Source organism: Ruegeria sp. YTSA064 (assembly GCF_059610325.1).
Genome location: NZ_JBXWNK010000004.1, coordinates 60,507 through 77,394 on the forward strand (window position 1 = coordinate 60,507; position 16,888 = coordinate 77,394).

Sequence of the window (16,888 nt, forward strand, 5' to 3'; positions counted from 1 at the left end):
ATCACTCGGATTGAGACGGATTTCAGAAGTGAAATCCACAGCCCTAAGCACATAGGGTACAGAAAATCTGACATCATAGATACAGTATTTGATGCTGCGGCGCAGCGCGTGTAAAGAAAAGCGGCAATAGGCGGCGATTGCGAGCGTTAACATGCCGGTTCTACCCAGAACTACATATGTACGTGGCTGTATTGTCCGCCTATTCACAAGGCCACACCTAGTAAAGACCGGGACCTGCAATGACAGACTTCAAGAAAATCCTGATCGCCAACCGCGGCGAGATTGCCATTCGCGTGATGCGCGCTGCCAACGAGATGGGCAAACGGACCGTCGCGGTTTTTGCCGAGGAAGACAAGTTGGGGCTGCATCGTTTTAAGGCGGATGAGGCATATCGTATTGGTGCGGATCTGGGACCGGTCGCGGCCTATCTTTCGATCGACGAGATTATCCGAGTTGCCAAGGAATGTGGCGCGGATGCAATCCATCCCGGTTACGGCTTGCTTTCCGAGAACCCGGATTTCGTAGATGCCTGTGTTCAGAATGGCATTACCTTTATTGGTCCCAAGGCCGAAACCATGCGCGCATTGGGCGATAAGGCCAGCGCCCGGAAAGTGGCGATTGCGGCTGACGTTCCAGTTATCCCGGCAACTGAAGTATTGGGCGACGACATGGCCGCCATCAAAACTGAAGCGGCCGAGATTGGGTACCCATTGATGCTGAAAGCCAGCTGGGGCGGCGGCGGGCGCGGAATGCGTCCGATCCTGTCCGAAGATGAGCTGGAAGAGAAGGTTCTGGAAGGTCGTCGCGAGGCCGAAGCGGCGTTTGGCAATGGCGAGGGTTATCTGGAGAAGATGATCACCCGCGCCCGCCATGTCGAGGTTCAGATTCTCGGCGACAAACATGGCGAGATCTATCACCTCTATGAACGTGACTGCTCGGTCCAGCGCCGCAACCAGAAAGTCGTCGAACGCGCCCCTGCCCCTTACCTGACCGACGAACAGCGCGCCGAAATATGCGAGTTGGGCCGCCGCATCTGCGCCCATGTGAACTATGAATGCGCGGGCACGGTTGAATTCCTGATGGATATGAACACCGGTAAGTTCTACTTCATCGAGGTCAATCCGCGCGTGCAAGTCGAGCACACTGTCACCGAAGAGGTAACGGGCATCGACATCGTGCAGGCGCAAATCCTGATTGCCGAGGGCAAGACGCTGGCCGAGGCTACCGGCAAAACCAGCCAGGACGAGATCCGCCTGAACGGTCACGCCCTGCAAACCCGAGTGACCACCGAAGACCCGCTGAACAACTTCATCCCCGACTATGGCCGCATCACTGCCTATCGCTCGGCTACCGGCATGGGCATCCGTCTGGACGGCGGCACCGCTTATGCGGGCGGGGTGATCACGCGGTTTTACGATTCATTGCTGACTAAGGTCACCGCCTGGGCGCCTACCCCCGAGAAAGCGATCGCCCGGATGGACCGCGCCCTGCGCGAATTCCGGGTGCGTGGCGTTTCCACCAACATCGCTTTTGTCGAGAACCTGCTGAAGCACCCAACCTTCCTGTCGAATGAATACACGACAAAGTTCATCGATGAGACACCGGATCTGTTTCAGTTCAAGAAGCGTCGCGACCGCGGCACCAAGGTTCTGAACTATATCGCGGACATCACCGTGAACGGGCATCCCGAAACCAAGGATCGCCCCGAACCACGCGCCGACCTGAAAGAGGCCAAGCCCCCCGCGCCCAAGGCCGAGCCCCAAATGGGCACACGCAACCTGCTGGAGCAAAAAGGCCCGCAGGCAGTTGCCGACTGGATGAAGGCGCAGCGGCAACTGCTGATCACTGACACCACCATGCGTGACGGGCACCAGTCCCTGCTGGCCACCCGGATGCGCTCGATCGACATGATCAAGGTAGCGCCAAGTTATGCGGCGAACCTCCCCCAGTTGTTCAGCGTTGAATGTTGGGGTGGCGCGACTTTTGATGTGGCCTATCGCTTTCTGCAGGAATGCCCGTGGCAGCGTCTGCGCGACCTGCGCGAGGCAATGCCGAACCTGATGACCCAGATGTTGCTGCGTGGCGCAAACGGGGTTGGCTATACAAACTATCCCGACAATGTGGTGCAGGAGTTCGTGCGGCAAGCCTCGCAGAATATCGACGTGTTCCGCGTTTTCGACTCGCTGAACTGGGTCGAGAACATGCGCGTCGCCATGGATGCAGTGATCGAGAACGGTAAGATCTGTGAAGGTACAGTCTGTTATACCGGCGATATCCTCGACCCGGATCGCGCCAAGTATGACCTGAAATATTATGTCGGTATGGCAAAAGAGCTGCGAGATGCGGGCGCGCATGTTCTTGGCCTGAAAGACATGGCGGGCTTGTTGAAACCAGCCTCGGCACGCATTTTGATCCGCGCGCTTAAGGAAGAGGTCGGCCTGCCGATCCACTTCCACACCCACGATACGGCCGGTATCGCCAGCGCCACTATTCTGGCGGCCTCTGAGGCGGGCGTGGACGCGGTGGATTGCGCGATGGACAGCTTCTCCGGCAACACCAGCCAAGCAACATTGGGCACCGTGGTCGAAGCACTGCGTCATACCGAACGTGACACCGGGCTGGACATCAAGGCCATCCGCGAGATCAGCGACTATTTTGAGGCCGTCCGTGGCCAATACGCGGCCTTCGAATCCAGCCTGCAGGCCCCGGCCTCCGAGGTCTATCTGCACGAGATGCCCGGCGGTCAGTTTACCAACCTAAAGGCACAGGCGCGTTCGCTGGGTCTAGAGGAGCGTTGGCACGAGGTCGCCCAGATGTACGCCGATGTGAACCAGATGTTCGGTGATATCGTCAAGGTGACACCGTCGTCCAAAGTGGTCGGCGACATGGCGCTGATGATGGTAAGCCAGAACATGACACGCGAACAAGTCGAAGACCCTGACACCGACGTCGCCTTCCCCGACTCGGTCGTGGACATGATGCGCGGCAATCTGGGTCAACCTCCGGGCGGGTTCCCTAACACGATCATCACCAAGGTACTAAAAGACGAAGTACCGAATACGGAACGCCCCGGCAAAAATGTCGAAGCCGTCGATCTGGAAGCCACCCGCGCCGATCTGTCCAAACAGCTTGAGGGCAAAGAGGTCGATGACGAGGACCTGAACGGCTATCTGATGTATCCCAAGGTGTTCCTGGATTACATGGGCCGCCACCGGACCTATGGCCCGGTCCGTACCCTGCCCACGCGCACCTTCTTCTACGGCATGGAACCCGGCGAAGAAATTACTGCCGAGATTGACCCAGGCAAAACGCTAGAAATTCGCTGTCAGGCCATCGGCGAGACCGACGAAAACGGCGAAGTGCGCGTGTTCTTTGAACTCAATGGCCAGCCACGTGTGATCCGCGTGCCGAACCGGATGGTCAAAGCCACTACCGCGCAGCGGCCCAAAGCCGAAGTTGGGAATCCCGACCATATTGGCGCGCCCATGCCGGGCGTTGTGGCCACCGTTGCCGTCTCGGCAGGTCAAGAAGTACACGAAGGCGATCTGCTGCTGACCATCGAAGCGATGAAGATGGAAACCGGCATCCATGCCGAGCGAGACGCAACGGTCAAGGCCGTCCACGTCCAACCTGGCGGCCAGATTGACGCCAAGGACCTGCTGGTCGAACTGGAATAAGCCAGTTATCACATTGGGGCATACAGGGCCGCGCAGTTCTCTGCGCGGCCTTTTCAATGTCAGGAGCTGTCATGCTGTCCATCACCCCGATCTACGCTGCACTGATTGCATTTCTGTTCATTGCGCTCAGCGTGAACGTCATCCTGCAGCGTCGCAAAGGCAAAATCTCGGTCGGAGACCACGGCGACAAGGCCATGATCAAAGCCATGCGGACGCAGGCCAATTGTGCCGAATATGCACCTTTCGCATTGCTGCTGATCGCCATGGTTGAGTTGCAGGGCGCTGAAGCATGGCTTGTTAATCTGCTGGGTCTGCTGTTGCTGGCTGGGCGTCTGTCGCACGCCTACGGTTTCGGAAAGACGCCACAAACAATCATCTTGCGACAGATCGGAATGTTACTGACATTCTTGGCGATTTTAGTCGCGGCCAGCGCGGGTCTTATTCTGGCGCTTTGAAGCACCTGATCGCTGCTATCCGATAGGATCGTGCCAACCAGGCTGAGCGCCGCTAAATCGGTGCGAGACTTCGGATCCCATGCGCTCGCTGTCAAATTTCGAAACCATGATCACTAGAATGATCATGACACCCAACGCTATGGCTTTCAAATCTGAGACATCGATCATCATAACACCTTCCCGCGCAGCTTATTTTGCTTTCCATTTGCTCTTGAACGCGTGAGGGGCAAGCATTCCGTCGAAATAATTTTCCAACGGCCCCATTTTCCTCTTGCAGCCACGTGTGGGAATTAATACATCCCTCCTCACTCAACGGCGCGGGCGTAGCTCAGGGGTAGAGCATAACCTTGCCAAGGTTAGGGTCGGGCGTTCGAATCGCCTCGCCCGCTCCATTGAGAGGTCTTCGGACCGACATAAGTATCTGATGCGGGCGTAGCTCAGGGGTAGAGCATAACCTTGCCAAGGTTAGGGTCGGGCGTTCGAATCGCCTCGCCCGCTCCAGATACCAGACCTTCAACACCAGTTTGAATGTGGTGCTTTACGGAACACGTTACTGTTTTGACATCGCATTGGCTTCCATCCAACAGTTGCCAAATCAGGCGCGGAGGTTGGATTGACCAGACGATACAGTTTTCCTGACGGGCATTGGGATTGGCCCGTCAAATTGACTCATCACCACGCCGTCCGTGCCGGGGACATGATTTTCACTGGCGGGCAAGTCGATCTGGATGCGCAAGGCAATGTGCGCAACATTGGCGATCTGACAGCGCAATGCAGAAACTCTATGGCCTATATGGCCAACCTGTTCTCTGATTTGGGTGTCGATTTCGATGATCTGGTGCGCGTGGTCGTCTATTACGTAGGGGATGCGAATGACGAAGGCCATTTACTGGAGCTTCTAAGCCAGATCATTGGCGACACGGCCCGCCCCGTGATCAGCATGATCAACATGCCAGAGCTATGTTATCCGGACATGCTCACAGAAATCGAAGGCGTTGCCATGCGGCGTCCAGACGATGCCAGAACACCAAAACAATGCCATCGACTTGAGGACATGCCGTATTTGCCAGACGGGTTTTCACATGTGGTTCGTGTCGGGGACACGGTTTTTACCAGCGAGATGTCTGCCCTGACACCACATGGAACGGTTGAGGCCCCAGACAATATTCCAGCGCAAACTGCCAAAACCATGGAGCGTTTGAAGCGGGCGCTGTCGACGGTCGACGCGGGCTTGCACGACATCGTCAAGCTCAACACATTTTATCAAGATGATCTACATGGCAGGAGCTGGAAGAAAGCCGCAAGTCTAAGAGCTTCGTATTTCTCCGATCCCGGACCTGCAGCGACAGGCATACCGGTTCCCAGTTTTGCACAAGAAGGTCTGAAGACCAAAATTGCGGCAACGGCAATTTGCTCTTCGGCGACTGATGAGCCCAAAAATTTTGCCTGGCCCGACGGGCATTGGAACTGGACCACACCGCTTCCGTACAAACACGGTAACAGGTGTGGCAATGTCATCCACATTGGTGGGCAGGTCGCCCTGGATAATCAGGCGCAAGTCCTTCAGCCCGGAGATATGGTCGCGCAAACCAAGATCGCAATGAAAAACCTATCCAAAGTTCTAGCCGAGTTTGGTGCGACACTGGATGACGTCGTAAAAGTAACGACCTTCTATCAGGGTAATGCTTCAGCAGAAGCATTGCATGAAAACCTTCTGATACGCTCGAATTCTTACACGGCGCCGGGGCCTGCTACGACGGGTATCCCGATTCCCGCGCTTTTCTATGAAGGCATGGTGATCGAAATCGAAGCGATCGCAATTTTGGATTAAGCAGTACCGCTCTGGACACGCGCGCTCGCCGAGCCAGCAAGGGTCTGGTTCTTTTCGGCGGGCTGGGCCACTCTGACCAATACAGCCATAAAACAGGGACCTGACCATGCCGCGCTATGACATACGCCCTCTCACCGAAGCCGAGGTTCAGCACGGCGTGGATTGGGCCAGGCACGAAGGTTGGAACCCGGGTGTGCATGATGCCGAGTGCTTTCGCCCGACAGACCCTGATGGGTTTCTGGTGGGTTTCTGGATGGCGAGATGATCTCATCTGTTTCGGCAGTGAATTACGACGACAGATTTTCTTTTTTTGAGGTTCTACATCGTAAAGCCCGAGCTCAGGCACCACGGCCACGGGCTTGAAATCGCACAGCATGCGCTGAGCCATTGTACGGGCTGAAACATGGGCCTGGATGGCGTGGTCAAACAGCAGGATAACTATTTTAAGTCTGGCTTTTCTTTTGCTTATAACAACAATCGTTTCGCAGGGACAAAACACCAGATTCTGGCAAAGCTAGAGGCTGAGCCGAACAGCCATATATCGGATCTGAAACAAGCGTCTGATTAATTGAAGGTATATGATCGCGCTCTGTTCCCCGCACCACGCGATCTGTTTCTGGAAAGCTGGCTTGGTGCTTTCAGCCACGTTTCAAAGCTTTATACCGAGAACGGCAGGACCAGGGACTATGCAACACAGCGCCCTTGTCTAACTGGTTATAAGATCGGCCCCCTATTTGCGGACACTGCAGAAATCGCGAGGGCGTTGCTGGCCGCTGTTCTCCCGTCGATTCCCGAGGTTCATAACGCACACGAAGTGTTCATCGATATGCCACAGCCAAATGTATCGGCGTTCGCGTTGGCCGAAGAGCTTGGGCTGGAGAAGGTCTTTGAGACCGCGCGGATGTATTCCGACCACGAACCCGAGATTGACCTGAACCGGGTCTTCGGCGTGTCGACGTTTGAACTGGGCTAAAAAGCCTTAAACGTCATCGTGGTCAGCGAGCGTTCGATATTGGGAATCACCAGCAGGTTTTCGTTGATGTAATGGCCCACATCATCGGTTTCAGGGATGTAGAGCTTCAGCAAAAGGTCATATTCGCCGCTGGTGGAATACAGCTCCGAGTGGATTTCGCGGAGGGCAATCTCTTCGGCTACCTTGTAGGTGGTGCCGGGTTTACAGCGGATCTGGATGAAAACGCAGGTGGACATGGGCCGGGCCTTGTTGGTTCGTGTTGACCGCAGGCTGGCACGGGCCGCGCCCGGGTGCAATCCCCTGCAACAGTTTGCACCGAAGGCTCAAAGCGGTCTGGATAGGTCGTTCATCCGGGTCTATAAGCGCCCCAGAAGAAAAAGGAATTCGCCCATGCGCAGCGCTAAGATCAGCCGTCAGACCGCCGAGACCGAAATCTCGGTCGAGGTCAATCTGGACGGCACAGGCCAGTATGACAACCAGACTGGTGTTGGGTTCTTTGACCACATGCTGGATCAATTGGCGCGGCATTCGCTGATCGACATGACGATCAGCGCCAAGGGTGATTACCACATCGACGACCACCACACGGTCGAGGATACCGGGATTGCTCTGGGTCAGGCGCTGACACAGGCCTTGGGCGATAAGAAGGGAATCCGACGCTATGGCGAATGCCACCTGCCCATGGATGATGCACAGGTGCGCTGTGCGCTGGACCTGTCCGCCCGCCCTTTCCTGATCTGGAATGTGGACCTGCCGACACCCAAAATCGGTACGTTCGATACAGAGTTGGTGCGCGAGTTCTTTCAAGCGCTCAGTACACATGGCGGCATAACCCTGCATGTCGACCAATTACACGGCTTCAACAGCCACCATATTGCCGAGGCCGCCTTCAAGGCAGTCGCCCGCGCTCTGCGTTTGGCGGTCGAGACCGATCCGTGCAAGGCGGATGCGATTCCCTCGACCAAGGGCACGCTGTAGATGCTGACAGCCATCATTGACTACGAGAGCGGTAACCTGCACTCGGCAGAGAAGGCGTTTCAACGCATGGCGCGCGAGTTGGATGCTGGCGAAGTCGTCGTGACCTCGGACGCTGACGTTGTTGCGAGGGCGGATCGATTGGTCCTACCGGGAGATGGAGCCTTTCCGGCTTGCGCCACCGAGTTGCGCGGCCACAAGGGTATCTATGACGCGATGATCGAGGCGGTGGAACAGAAGGGCCGCCCGTTTCTGGGCATCTGCGTTGGTATGCAGCTGATGGCGACCAAGGGGCACGAATACTCCGAGACCAACGGTCTGGGTTGGGTTGCCGGTGATGTCGTGAAGATCGAACCCTCGGACAGTACCCTGAAGGTTCCGCATATGGGCTGGAACGATCTGGTTTTGGAAAGCGACCACCCGGTTTTTGACGGGGTGAAATCAGGTGATCACACCTATTTTGTCCACTCCTACCACTTTCGGGTGACCGATCCGGTCCAAAGATTGGCATATGTGAATTATGGGCAAGAGGTCACGGCCGTGATTGGCCGTGACACCATGGTCGGGATGCAGTTTCACCCTGAGAAAAGCCAGGACGTTGGCCTGCGCATGATCGGGAATTTCCTGACCTGGACTCCGTGATCGGTTATTGAACTCGGGTCCAATCCTGTCCACGACAGATCAACCCGCCCGCAACGCAGCCTTTCACCGTCAGTTTGTTCTGCCCGTTCAGCGACATTTTTGAGTTGTAGGTCTTATCGCGATCCGGTGCCCAGATTTTGCCGCCGCTATAGGCACCGGCACCATCTGGCACCATGTCCCAGATGATCTGCTTCCCAAGGTTCTCGTATTCCAGTTGCTGATTGCCTTCAGCGTCAAACGCACTGTCGATGGTACCGCAAATGGCACTGCCGCATTCGGAAATCGTCACATGCAGATAACCGCCCGTATCTCCTGGGGCAGTCTTCCACAAACCGTCCACCGGATCGGCGGCAAAGGCGGTTGTGGCCATCGCAGCGAATATAGCTGCAAGAGTGTATGTCTTCATTGTTGTCTCCCTGTTTTGCAGACAGTCTGACCTGCCGGTCTGTACCCCGCAAGATTGACTTTGCGTCGCGTTGCGCCCCTGCCCCGCCTGTGCGATATCCCGCGCGTGTAACAAAGATATAGGGCCGCCTGACATGATCCTCTACCCCGCTATCGACCTCAAAGACGGCAATGCTGTGCGCTTGCTGCGCGGTGAAATGGACAAGGCGACGGTCTTTAATGAAGACCCCGCCGCGCAAGCCCGCGCCTTTGTAGAAGCTGGCTGTGAATGGCTGCACCTGGTTGACTTGAACGGTGCTTTTGCCGGTGAGCCGGTAAACGCAGCCCCGGTTGAAGCTATTCTGAGGGAGTGCAATGTTCCAGCTCAGTTAGGTGGCGGCATTCGTGACATGGCAACAATCGAGGCCTGGATCGAGAAAGGCCTGGCGCGAGTGATTCTGGGCACTATCGCGGTCGAGAACCCCGATCTGGTGCGCGACGCAGCCAAAGCCTTTCCGGGTAAGGTCGCTGTCGGGATCGATGCGCGTAACGGCATGGTTGCCACCAAAGGATGGGCCGAGGAAACCAACGTTCAGGTCACCGATCTGGCACGCAGTTTCGAAGACGCCGGGGTCGCTGCAATCATCTACACTGACATCAATCGGGATGGTGCGATGCAGGGACCAAATATCGAAGCCACTGCTGACTTAGCCAAAGCTGTCGACATCCCGGTCATTGCCTCGGGTGGTGTGTCTTCTATTTCCGACCTGATCGCCCTGCGCAATTGTGGCGCAGATTTGAATGGTGCGATCTCAGGGCGCGCGCTTTACGATGGCGCCATCGATCTGAAAGAGGCTCTGACAACACTCAGAGAATAGTCCGATGCTCAAATCACGCGTGAAGCGATCCGAACTGCCAACCAAGAGTCTGCTGCATAACCGGCTGGAAGATGGCGATTTTCTGGATTGTTTCAGCGTGGTTTCTGATCTTTCGCCGCGTCAGGCGGCAGAGATTATCACCAGTTTCCCTGCTTGGGCCAAAATGTTGGTTCGACTGCGCGGCATCCTGGCCGCCCCGTTTGGGCTTGATAATACAGGGCCAGAAGCAACTGATAAGGTGGGTATTTTTCCGGTTGAGCACGATGACGCGAGCGAGGTGATCGCTGGCTTCGATGACCGTCACCTCGATTTCCGAGTGTCTGTCTTTTCCGAAGACGGTCGTATTTCCCTCGCGACCTGGGTTCATCGACACAATCTGGGTGGGCGACTATATCTGGCGATTATTTTGCCTTTCCACATCCTGATTGCGCGCAACGCGCTTGCACGGGTGAGCCGCGCAAGCGCCTGACACGAAGCCATATTAGCCCGCTGCGGCTGTGGTCAGCTTTTTCAATGCGCCACGCATCATTTCGATGACCGGTGACTTTTCGACCTCATCGAGTTCATCCATGGTCTCTTTTGGGTCTTCGTAAGCCAGCCATACCTGACCATTCGCATCCTCATAAGCCTGCACCTTCAGTGGCAGAAATAACCCGGCGCGCGGATCGATCAGCATCGCAGGCGTGCCCAGTGCTGGGTTGCCGAAGATAAGCACCTGATTGGGTGCAATCGGAGTACCGACCTTTTCTGCCCCAGCGGCGTGATCGATACGGGCAAATACAGTCGCGCCTGCATTGCCTACCGCAGCTTCGAGGGCGTCCAGCGCCTCGGCCACTGTTTTATTGGTTTGTACTTTGATGATGTCGTCAGCCATGGCGGACAGCGCACCTCCGAATGTGATTATTGAAGCCAAAATAAGATGTCGCATCTGGATAATCCTTTTCATGAATTTCATCTCTAATTTCCATGGCTTCTCGGTAGATCACAATCACAAGTCTGGCATCGGCGAGGCTTTGCCGGTAGAGGTGCCAGCAACAGAGGATACCCAATGCTGAAAACCCGTATCATTCCCTGTCTGGATGTCGCTGATGGCCGCGTGGTCAAAGGTGTGAATTTCGTGGGCCTACGCGATGCGGGTGATCCGGTGGAGTCCGCCAAGGCCTATGATGCTGCTGGAGCCGACGAAATCTGCTTTCTCGACATCCATGCAACCCACGAAAATCGCGGCACCATGTTTGATGTCGTCCAACGCACGGCAGAACAATGCTTTGTCCCCCTGACCGTGGGTGGCGGAGTTCGCACCAAGGATGATGTACGTGCCCTGCTGTTGGCAGGAGCGGATAAGGTCAGCTTTAACTCGGCCGCTGTGGCCAACCCGGATGTGATTGCTGAGGCGGCGGACCAGTTCGGCAGTCAGTGTATCGTCTGCGCCATCGACGCCAAAACCGTTAGCCCCGGCAAGTGGGAGATTTTCACCCATGGCGGTCGCAAGCCCACCGGTATCGACGCGGTTGAGTTTGCCAAGACCGTTGTCGCCAAGGGCGCGGGAGAGATCCTGCTAACCTCGATGGATCGCGATGGCACCAAGGCCGGATTCAACCTGCCCCTGACCGGCGCGATTTCAGATGCCGTCGATGTACCAGTGATCGCAAGCGGTGGCGTCGGCAATCTGGACCATCTGGTCGAAGGCGTCACCAAGGGTGGGGCAAGCGCTGTTCTGGCGGCCTCGATCTTCCATTTCGGCGAATACACCATCCAAGAGGCCAAAGAACATATGGCCGCCGCCGGCATTCCAATGAGGCTGACATGAGTATTCTACACGATTTGGCCGCAACCATTGAGGCCCGCAAAGGGGCGGATCCTGACAGCAGCTGGACCGCCAAGCTGTTGTCCAAAGGCCCTGAGAAATGTGCTGAGAAATTTGGTGAAGAGGCTATCGAAGCGATCATTGAGGCAGCCAAAGGCGACAAAGAAAAGCTGACCTCTGAGGCGGCGGATGTGCTTTACCACTTGCTAGTCATGCTCGCCGCGCGCGATGTAGAACTGGACGATGTGTTGGCCGAACTGGCCCAACGCCAGGGTACCAGTGGCATCACTGAAAAGGCATCCCGACCCAAGGGGTAAGCGGGTTTCGTGCGATAACCCAGCTCGCTATACTCCGGGTTCGGGTGCATTGAGGCAAAGGGCGCGCAGATGATCAGAGCTTTGGTGTTCGCAGCAGCACTTGCCACCCTCACGGCCTGCGCCACCCCTCCCCCTTCCTCTGGAGATGAGGTCCAGCGGCTTGCCGCCGAGATCCAAAGCCTCGGTCCCGATATCGACCCGGAAGAAGCCACCCGCGCCGCCCGCATCGCCCATGCCTATACTGCGCAGCTGGTGCAGGAATACAAAATCACAGACCCTCCGCTGATCCACAATGCCAAGGTCAACAAAGGCCTGCGCCCGCGCGGCTTGTGCTGGCATTGGGCCGAGGATATCGAGCGGCGACTGGATCAGGAACAATTCCGTACGCTCGAGATGCACCGCGCTATTGCCAATGCGGATAACCCGTTCCGCATCGACCACAGCACTGCCATTATCAGCCGCAAAGGCGAGAGCATGTATGATGGCGTCGTCCTGGACCCCTGGCGCTATGGTGGAGTGCTATTCTGGTCGCCCCTAGTTGAGGATACCCGTTACGAGTGGGTTCCACGCGAAGAGGTTCTGGAAAAGCGTCGTCAGGAACAAGTCGGGCAACTGACCCGATTGGCTTTGAACTGAACCCGTTGTGCATCATCAGGCTCCGATGTGTTCGACCTCGAAAGCCCGTGACAGTTCAGTCTGTCTCCACCGGGATTCAGCGTTTTGAATAGTCGCGCATTAGCGATTGCAGCTCTTCCGGTGTTTCCGGAAATCGGGAGTAGCTGCGAACAGCAGGAACATCCACCCAAGGCATCTTCGCCTCTGTCATCACTTCGAGAAATGGCTCGAATGAAGCTGCTTGATCTAAGATCGACGTCCGCAGGTTGACCCGTTCCGGTGCTCCTTTGAGCTGAGAGTAGATGAAGTTCAGACACGATTTGCAGAAATAATGCGCGCGTTCGACCGATCTAAGACCACCCAGAACCAGTTCGCCGTCATAGGAGAAACTATCGCTTGGGAACATGGTGGTAAGAGAAAAAGCGCTCGCACTGAATTTTTGGCAATCACGGCAGTGGCACGCAACGGTTAACAGGGGGGATGCCGTCACACGAACGCGCACCGCACCACATAAGCAAGCACCTTCAAATGGTGGTTCTGGAATTGACATTGTTCTTAGCTCACTTTCCATTTCACAAGCCCCTCCGCAGGGATCAGACAGGTTCAATTTCGGGAGGCTGGGAATCAGCGGATTGCACCAAGGCGGCACTCAACCAAGACCGACTGGCAATCCAATCATAGCGCGATATTGCTGTGAAAGCGCTATAGCCATGAATTGCTTAGAGTTTGGACGAAATGACGCCCGTTGCAAACCCACCCATCCGCAGCTCGCCAAACAGGCGCTGATATTCGATTTTGGGGCAGCGGTTCATGACCACGTCAATATCGCGGGCCTGCGCTCTGGCGGCGGCCTCGGCATGCTCTACGCCGATCTGCATCCAGATCGTGCGTAGATTCGGCAACTCGGCCAAAGCCTCGTCAACGATAGGCGGAACGGCTTCAGAGCGTCGAAAAATATCAACCATGTCTACCGCTTCAGAGATCTCGGATAACGACGCCCTGACCGTCTGACCAAAGAGAGGTTTACCGGCATGCCCCGGGTTCACCGGAATCACCGTATAGCCTTTGAGCGACAAGTAACGCGCAACGTAGTAGCTGGGCCTTACCGGATTCATCGACACGCCAACAACGGCAACAACCTTGGTACGTTTCAACACTGTGGTCAGGAACTGGTCAGAGTAATCAGGCATGATCGCACCCTAGACGCCATGCCAAAAAGAAAAAAGCGCTCAGGTCTTGCCTGAGCGCCAGTTGTTGGAACGAGGGACAGTGAAATGACCCGCGGCAGTTCCATTCCGCGGTCACTGTGACATTTAAGCCTAAGTTTGTGAAAAAAAAGAGGGGGCGCGCATTTTTGTGATGACAAGTCACAATTGGCGGAGATTTGCCGATCAGTTATACAGAACTTGAGGCCAATGCCCCTCGGCCTCGCGAATGTTCTGCGACACGTTCTGTTTCCAGATACGCTCAATCGCTTCCGAATGGGTCAAGTACAACTTTCCGTCAACGATCTGCCATGCTTGCGGGTCAGTGCTGCTGAGCATCCCCTGCACCATCGCATACGCACAATATCCACCAAACTGAGGAGCAAAAGCCCGTGGGTTGCGCTCGAATCTGTCACGATTTTCTTCCGATGTGAACTGCCACACGGCCCCCTTCCACATCAGGGAAAAATCAGATTTCCCCAGCGTAGGCGTTCCGATCCTGAAGTATGAGACCGCATCATAACCAGAAACAGCCAATCCACCGTCCGAATAGAACATTGGCTTTTCCTGCGCTCTTACTGAAGGCGCTACGGCAAGACATGCGAGACTGGTCAAAAAGGAACGTCGGGACAGCATCACTGATTCATCGATTGAATTTGAGAGGGTTTTAAGTTGCACATTTCATCTAGTCACGAAAACCCCCATGACGCCCTTGTGAACACGCGTGCGGTCTTCAATCGAAAACGTCTTCAATAGCATCCCAGGCCTCGTCCAATACGCGCGAAAACAGGCCCTTTTTCTTCTTCCTATTCTTTATATTGTAATTGGTTGGCCTGGATTTCTGGACCGGACGATCAACAAGCTTGGCCTTTGGAACCATCTTGAGGTTATGCAAAGGCGCACCACAGCTTGAGCAACTTAGTTCATGTTGCTGTTTCCCCCTAAGAACCAGCGCGGCGCGGGTTCCACAATAGCAGCAGGTGGCGATTTTGTGCGGCGTGGAAATGTGAACCTCCTGTCATCTCGGCTGTGACGCATATAGTGCAATTGCGGCAGCATTTGAGACATTGAGTGACCCAAATCCGCCCGCCGCGTCAATCTTGACCAGCTGGTCCACAGTTTCTTTGGTCTTTTGACGCAGGCCCGGTCCTTCGGCCCCCAATACTAGCGCTACTGGCTGCGCTCGTTTGCCCTCCAATACGGTTTCGATAGTTTCGTCTGCCTCACCATCCAAACCCAGAACCAGAAAGCCCATATCCTGCAGCGCATTGATCGTGTCAGCCAGGTTACGGACACGCAGATACGGTTGCCGTTCCAACGCACCGCTGGCAGTTTTTGCCAGTGCGCCCGTTTCAGGGGCCGAATGGTGCCGCGTGCCAATTACTGCACTTGCGCCAAATACTTCCGCTGAACGGAGAATCGCCCCAACGTTATGTGGGTCCGTTACCCGATCCAAAAGCAGCACACGCGGGTTTTCCTGCCCGATACAATTCTCGGCAAGTCCACCCCAGTCCAGTGGCTTGACCTCAAGCGCAGCCCCCTGATGAACAGAGCCCGGATCAATCGGAGCCGTGAATTTCCGTGGATCAACTACCTCGGCCTCAATCCCGGAAAAATCAATGGATTCCGCTAGCTTATCGCGGGCGTTTCGGGTCACGATCAAACGCAACTTCTGCCGTTTCGGGTTCATCAAGGCATCACGAACAGCATGTAATCCAAACAGCCATACGGTTTCCGCAGCAGCAGCTTTTCGCGCCTGTTCTTTCTCAACGACCCACTTTGGTTTCTTCATATTACGGGCCTCCGGGCCGGGAATTCGGTTTCCTGCGTCAAAGCGGTATTTTCCTGTTGACGCCCTTTAGACGCGCTAGTAATCACGCCTCCACGTCAGGTGCAACGCCTGACAGTGGGCGACAGGCCGCAAGGTGTGGCAGGGGACTGTAACTCCCTCGCGGAGACGCACGCCTGGTTCGATTCCAGGGTCGCCCACCATTCAGCTTCTCAGTCTTTGGGTCGGTAAATGCCATTTAGGGTGTTCCAATAAGCTTTGCGCCCGCTTTGGTCGACTGTTTGTTTGTTGCAAAGTGGGAATCTAGACTAATGCGAATGGCCCACATCCATTAACTGGAAATTTGTCTCTGGTATCAAATAGGGCAAACCACTCGTAGATTAGTGTTTTCGAGACATTGATCTCTTTATTGTTGTGGTAATTGCTCCAATAGCCAGCCCTGAAATTGCCTTGCAAATTCATTCTCTTCGTTGCTCGACAGGTAATATCCTTCGTTACTTTCGACGGTTGCCGGATGCGCCCTTTCAAGCACACCAGAATTGATCGCGTGTTTGATCAGAAGTTCGCTCACAAGCGCAATTCCATTGCCGTGGGCAGCAAAGTGCAAGGCCACACCGTACGAATCCGCAAAAATCTGAGGCTCCGGAACAGGCTCAACCTTTGCGGACCATTCTTTCCATCCGCTGGATGTGCCGACCGCTTCGATCAACGGCAAATCACTTACCCCACCTTTAAGGCTGGGTGATTTGAGGGCAATGAGCCGGTTAGGTGTTAGCAATCTGGCATTTCTTCCTACCTGTTTTTCTGATCCGAAGCGGATTTCTACATCTGCACGTGCAGAACTGAACTCGTCCGGCCATACCGCACTTAGAAGACGAACGCGGGTATTCGGATGCCTCTTCCGAAATTCAGCAAGGTTTGGCGCGATAATCCACTGGGCAACACTGACTGACGACGCGATGGTCAAAAGGTTCTCTGACGGCCCAGTATCAAATGTATCTGTCGCTGCAGACAACACCCCCAGTGCCGCCCCGACCTGAGGCAGCAGTTTGCGCCCTTCGTCGGTCAGCGACAATCCACGCGCATGGCGCGTAAACAAAGCTGCACGCAGCCGTGTTTCAAGGGATTTTACCTGTTGACTGACCGCAGATTGGGTCAGGCCGATCTCTTCACCGGCAGCGGTAAAACTCAGATGGCGCGCAGCGGCCTCGAACGCGCGAAACCAGGTCAGCGGGGGCAGCGATTTTTTCATGGGTCAAGTAAGCCATTAGTCTTTTTAATACATAAGCCCTTAAATCAATCGTTTGTCAAAGTCGGTGTAATCTCTGAATTTCTCGGGT

The 16,888-nt window shown here is 55.5% G+C and carries 23 protein-coding genes and 3 tRNA genes; 16 read left to right on the forward strand and 10 right to left on the reverse strand.

From position 1 onward, the window contains the following. The first annotated feature begins 239 nt into the window (after positions 1-239). Together AC2FI7_RS07135 and AC2FI7_RS07140 are read left to right on the forward strand one after the other, a co-directional pair. A complete protein-coding gene (locus AC2FI7_RS07135; RefSeq protein ID WP_010442605.1) occupies positions 240-3,677 on the forward strand; it encodes a pyruvate carboxylase in 3,438 nt (1,145 codons plus the stop codon). A gap of 71 nt (positions 3,678-3,748) precedes the next feature. Further along, complete coding sequence (locus AC2FI7_RS07140) at positions 3,749-4,132, forward strand: MAPEG family protein (protein ID WP_010442606.1); 384 nt, start codon at positions 3,749-3,751, stop codon at positions 4,130-4,132. Positions 4,133-4,147: 15 nt separating this feature from the next. On the opposite strand, the gene AC2FI7_RS07145 is transcribed toward AC2FI7_RS07140, so the two are convergent. Further along, positions 4,148-4,300 (reverse strand): hypothetical protein, encoded by a 153-nt coding sequence (locus tag AC2FI7_RS07145; RefSeq protein WP_158005280.1) that lies wholly within the window; start codon positions 4,298-4,300, stop codon positions 4,148-4,150. Positions 4,301-4,449: 149 nt separating this feature from the next. Between AC2FI7_RS07145 and AC2FI7_RS07150 the strand changes: the two genes are divergently transcribed. The 6 genes from AC2FI7_RS07150 to AC2FI7_RS07175 all read left to right on the forward strand — a co-directional run bounded on the left by AC2FI7_RS07150 (position 4,450) and on the right by AC2FI7_RS07175 (position 6,936). Then, a tRNA-Gly gene (locus tag AC2FI7_RS07150) sits at positions 4,450-4,524 on the forward strand. Between the two features lie 34 nt (positions 4,525-4,558). Further along, positions 4,559-4,633 (forward strand) — tRNA-Gly (locus tag AC2FI7_RS07155). Between the two features lie 112 nt (positions 4,634-4,745). After that, complete coding sequence (locus AC2FI7_RS07160) at positions 4,746-5,963, forward strand: RidA family protein (RefSeq protein WP_496815676.1); 1,218 nt, start codon at positions 4,746-4,748, stop codon at positions 5,961-5,963. Positions 5,964-6,069: 106 nt separating this feature from the next. Further along, positions 6,070-6,228: a hypothetical protein gene (locus tag AC2FI7_RS07165; protein ID WP_496815675.1), complete on the forward strand. Its 159-nt coding sequence runs from the start codon at positions 6,070-6,072 to the stop codon at positions 6,226-6,228. Between the two features lie 138 nt (positions 6,229-6,366). Further along, on the forward strand, positions 6,367-6,531 hold the full coding sequence (locus AC2FI7_RS07170; RefSeq protein ID WP_010442610.1) for a hypothetical protein: 165 nt from the start codon (positions 6,367-6,369) through the stop codon (positions 6,529-6,531). Further along, the gene (locus AC2FI7_RS07175; protein ID WP_010442611.1) at positions 6,532-6,936 is read left to right on the forward strand and encodes a GNAT family N-acetyltransferase; all 405 of its coding nucleotides are present in this window, start codon (positions 6,532-6,534) and stop codon (positions 6,934-6,936) included. It begins immediately after the preceding gene. On the opposite strand, the gene AC2FI7_RS07180 is transcribed toward AC2FI7_RS07175, so the two are convergent. Further along, a complete protein-coding gene (locus tag AC2FI7_RS07180) occupies positions 6,933-7,172 on the reverse strand; it encodes an Lrp/AsnC family transcriptional regulator (protein WP_010442612.1) in 240 nt (79 codons plus the stop codon). The two genes, AC2FI7_RS07175 and AC2FI7_RS07180, sit on opposite strands and share 4 nt — an antisense overlap. A 154-nt stretch (positions 7,173-7,326) precedes the next feature. Here AC2FI7_RS07180 and hisB point away from each other — a divergent pair, with 154 nt between their 5' ends. Both hisB and hisH read left to right on the forward strand, forming a co-directional pair. After that, the gene (gene hisB, locus AC2FI7_RS07185; RefSeq protein ID WP_010442613.1) at positions 7,327-7,914 is read left to right on the forward strand and encodes an imidazoleglycerol-phosphate dehydratase HisB; all 588 of its coding nucleotides are present in this window, start codon (positions 7,327-7,329) and stop codon (positions 7,912-7,914) included. Beyond that, entirely contained in the window at positions 7,915-8,553 is a 639-nt protein-coding gene (gene hisH / locus AC2FI7_RS07190) for an imidazole glycerol phosphate synthase subunit HisH (protein ID WP_010442614.1), read from the forward strand. 4 nt (positions 8,554-8,557) lie between these two features. Here hisH and AC2FI7_RS07195 read toward each other — a convergent pair whose 3' ends face one another. Beyond that, on the reverse strand, positions 8,558-8,959 hold the full coding sequence (locus AC2FI7_RS07195) for a DUF2147 domain-containing protein (protein ID WP_010442615.1): 402 nt from the start codon (positions 8,957-8,959) through the stop codon (positions 8,558-8,560). A 133-nt stretch (positions 8,960-9,092) separates the two neighbouring features. Between AC2FI7_RS07195 and hisA the strand changes: the two genes are divergently transcribed. After that, positions 9,093-9,815, forward strand: a complete 723-nt coding sequence (gene hisA, locus AC2FI7_RS07200; protein WP_010442616.1) for a 1-(5-phosphoribosyl)-5-[(5-phosphoribosylamino)methylideneamino]imidazole-4-carboxamide isomerase — start codon at positions 9,093-9,095, stop codon at positions 9,813-9,815. A gap of 4 nt (positions 9,816-9,819) precedes the next feature. Continuing rightward, a complete protein-coding gene (locus tag AC2FI7_RS07205) occupies positions 9,820-10,284 on the forward strand; it encodes a DUF2867 domain-containing protein (protein ID WP_496815674.1) in 465 nt (154 codons plus the stop codon). Between the two features lie 12 nt (positions 10,285-10,296). Here the strand turns inward: AC2FI7_RS07205 and AC2FI7_RS07210 are convergent, their stop codons facing one another. Then, positions 10,297-10,743: a DUF302 domain-containing protein gene (locus tag AC2FI7_RS07210; RefSeq protein WP_496815673.1), complete on the reverse strand. Its 447-nt coding sequence runs from the start codon at positions 10,741-10,743 to the stop codon at positions 10,297-10,299. Between the two features lie 120 nt (positions 10,744-10,863). On the opposite strand from AC2FI7_RS07210, the gene hisF reads away from it, so the two are divergent. The 3 genes from hisF (at position 10,864) to AC2FI7_RS07225 (ending at position 12,575) form a co-directional block, all read left to right on the forward strand. Further along, positions 10,864-11,625: an imidazole glycerol phosphate synthase subunit HisF gene (hisF, locus tag AC2FI7_RS07215; RefSeq protein WP_010442619.1), complete on the forward strand. Its 762-nt coding sequence runs from the start codon at positions 10,864-10,866 to the stop codon at positions 11,623-11,625. Continuing rightward, positions 11,622-11,939, forward strand: coding sequence for a phosphoribosyl-ATP diphosphatase (locus AC2FI7_RS07220; protein WP_010442620.1), 318 nt, complete (start codon positions 11,622-11,624; stop codon positions 11,937-11,939). The genes hisF and AC2FI7_RS07220 overlap by 4 nt, the downstream gene beginning before the upstream one ends. Positions 11,940-12,008: 69 nt before the next feature. Further along, complete coding sequence (locus tag AC2FI7_RS07225; protein WP_010442621.1) at positions 12,009-12,575, forward strand: hypothetical protein; 567 nt, start codon at positions 12,009-12,011, stop codon at positions 12,573-12,575. Between the two features lie 76 nt (positions 12,576-12,651). Here the strand turns inward: AC2FI7_RS07225 and AC2FI7_RS07230 are convergent, their stop codons facing one another. From AC2FI7_RS07230 to rlmB, 5 genes are all read right to left on the reverse strand, one after another. After that, entirely contained in the window at positions 12,652-13,125 is a 474-nt protein-coding gene (locus AC2FI7_RS07230) for a GFA family protein (RefSeq protein WP_259462651.1), read from the reverse strand. Positions 13,126-13,273: 148 nt separating this feature from the next. Next, positions 13,274-13,744, reverse strand: a complete 471-nt coding sequence (locus tag AC2FI7_RS07235; protein WP_010442623.1) for a CoA-binding protein — start codon at positions 13,742-13,744, stop codon at positions 13,274-13,276. 201 nt (positions 13,745-13,945) lie between these two features. Next, complete coding sequence (locus tag AC2FI7_RS07240) at positions 13,946-14,317, reverse strand: YHS domain-containing (seleno)protein (protein WP_010442624.1); 372 nt, start codon at positions 14,315-14,317, stop codon at positions 13,946-13,948. A gap of 175 nt (positions 14,318-14,492) precedes the next feature. Beyond that, positions 14,493-14,765: a hypothetical protein gene (locus AC2FI7_RS07245; RefSeq protein WP_496815691.1), complete on the reverse strand. Its 273-nt coding sequence runs from the start codon at positions 14,763-14,765 to the stop codon at positions 14,493-14,495. Between the two features lie 12 nt (positions 14,766-14,777). Beyond that, positions 14,778-15,551: a 23S rRNA (guanosine(2251)-2'-O)-methyltransferase RlmB gene (gene rlmB, locus AC2FI7_RS07250; RefSeq protein ID WP_010442626.1), complete on the reverse strand. Its 774-nt coding sequence runs from the start codon at positions 15,549-15,551 to the stop codon at positions 14,778-14,780. Positions 15,552-15,667: 116 nt separating this feature from the next. On the opposite strand from rlmB, the gene AC2FI7_RS07255 reads away from it, so the two are divergent. Then, positions 15,668-15,751 (forward strand) — tRNA-Tyr (locus AC2FI7_RS07255). 203 nt (positions 15,752-15,954) lie between these two features. Here the strand turns inward: AC2FI7_RS07255 and AC2FI7_RS07260 are convergent. Next, complete coding sequence (locus tag AC2FI7_RS07260) at positions 15,955-16,800, reverse strand: LysR family transcriptional regulator (protein WP_496815671.1); 846 nt, start codon at positions 16,798-16,800, stop codon at positions 15,955-15,957. Between the last annotated feature and the right edge of the window lie 88 nt (positions 16,801-16,888).

Excerpts from the sequence above, each read along its gene's own strand:
- AC2FI7_RS07235 (WP_010442623.1), bottom strand. The coding sequence starts at position 13,744 with ATGCCTGATTACTCTGACCAGTTCCTGACCACAGTGTTGAAACGTACC.
- AC2FI7_RS07180 (WP_010442612.1), bottom strand. The coding sequence starts at position 7,172 with ATGTCCACCTGCGTTTTCATCCAGATCCGCTGTAAACCCGGCACCACC.
- AC2FI7_RS07220 (WP_010442620.1), top strand. The coding sequence starts at position 11,622 with ATGAGTATTCTACACGATTTGGCCGCAACCATTGAGGCCCGCAAAGGG.
- hisF (WP_010442619.1), top strand. The coding sequence starts at position 10,864 with ATGCTGAAAACCCGTATCATTCCCTGTCTGGATGTCGCTGATGGCCGC.
- AC2FI7_RS07210 (WP_496815673.1), bottom strand. The coding sequence starts at position 10,743 with ATGCGACATCTTATTTTGGCTTCAATAATCACATTCGGAGGTGCGCTG.
- hisH (WP_010442614.1), top strand. The coding sequence starts at position 7,915 with ATGCTGACAGCCATCATTGACTACGAGAGCGGTAACCTGCACTCGGCA.
- AC2FI7_RS07165 (WP_496815675.1), top strand. The coding sequence starts at position 6,070 with ATGCCGCGCTATGACATACGCCCTCTCACCGAAGCCGAGGTTCAGCAC.
- AC2FI7_RS07205 (WP_496815674.1), top strand. The coding sequence starts at position 9,820 with ATGCTCAAATCACGCGTGAAGCGATCCGAACTGCCAACCAAGAGTCTG.
- hisA (WP_010442616.1), top strand. The coding sequence starts at position 9,093 with ATGATCCTCTACCCCGCTATCGACCTCAAAGACGGCAATGCTGTGCGC.
- AC2FI7_RS07230 (WP_259462651.1), bottom strand. The coding sequence starts at position 13,125 with ATGGAAAGTGAGCTAAGAACAATGTCAATTCCAGAACCACCATTTGAA.
- AC2FI7_RS07140 (WP_010442606.1), top strand. The coding sequence starts at position 3,749 with ATGCTGTCCATCACCCCGATCTACGCTGCACTGATTGCATTTCTGTTC.
- AC2FI7_RS07225 (WP_010442621.1), top strand. The coding sequence starts at position 12,009 with ATGATCAGAGCTTTGGTGTTCGCAGCAGCACTTGCCACCCTCACGGCC.
- AC2FI7_RS07195 (WP_010442615.1), bottom strand. The coding sequence starts at position 8,959 with ATGAAGACATACACTCTTGCAGCTATATTCGCTGCGATGGCCACAACC.
- rlmB (WP_010442626.1), bottom strand. The coding sequence starts at position 15,551 with ATGAAGAAACCAAAGTGGGTCGTTGAGAAAGAACAGGCGCGAAAAGCT.
- hisB (WP_010442613.1), top strand. The coding sequence starts at position 7,327 with ATGCGCAGCGCTAAGATCAGCCGTCAGACCGCCGAGACCGAAATCTCG.
- AC2FI7_RS07240 (WP_010442624.1), bottom strand. The coding sequence starts at position 14,317 with ATGTTCTATTCGGACGGTGGATTGGCTGTTTCTGGTTATGATGCGGTC.
- AC2FI7_RS07145 (WP_158005280.1), bottom strand. The coding sequence starts at position 4,300 with ATGATCGATGTCTCAGATTTGAAAGCCATAGCGTTGGGTGTCATGATC.
- AC2FI7_RS07260 (WP_496815671.1), bottom strand. The coding sequence starts at position 16,800 with ATGAAAAAATCGCTGCCCCCGCTGACCTGGTTTCGCGCGTTCGAGGCC.
- AC2FI7_RS07135 (WP_010442605.1), top strand. The coding sequence starts at position 240 with ATGACAGACTTCAAGAAAATCCTGATCGCCAACCGCGGCGAGATTGCC.
- AC2FI7_RS07170 (WP_010442610.1), top strand. The coding sequence starts at position 6,367 with ATGGGCCTGGATGGCGTGGTCAAACAGCAGGATAACTATTTTAAGTCT.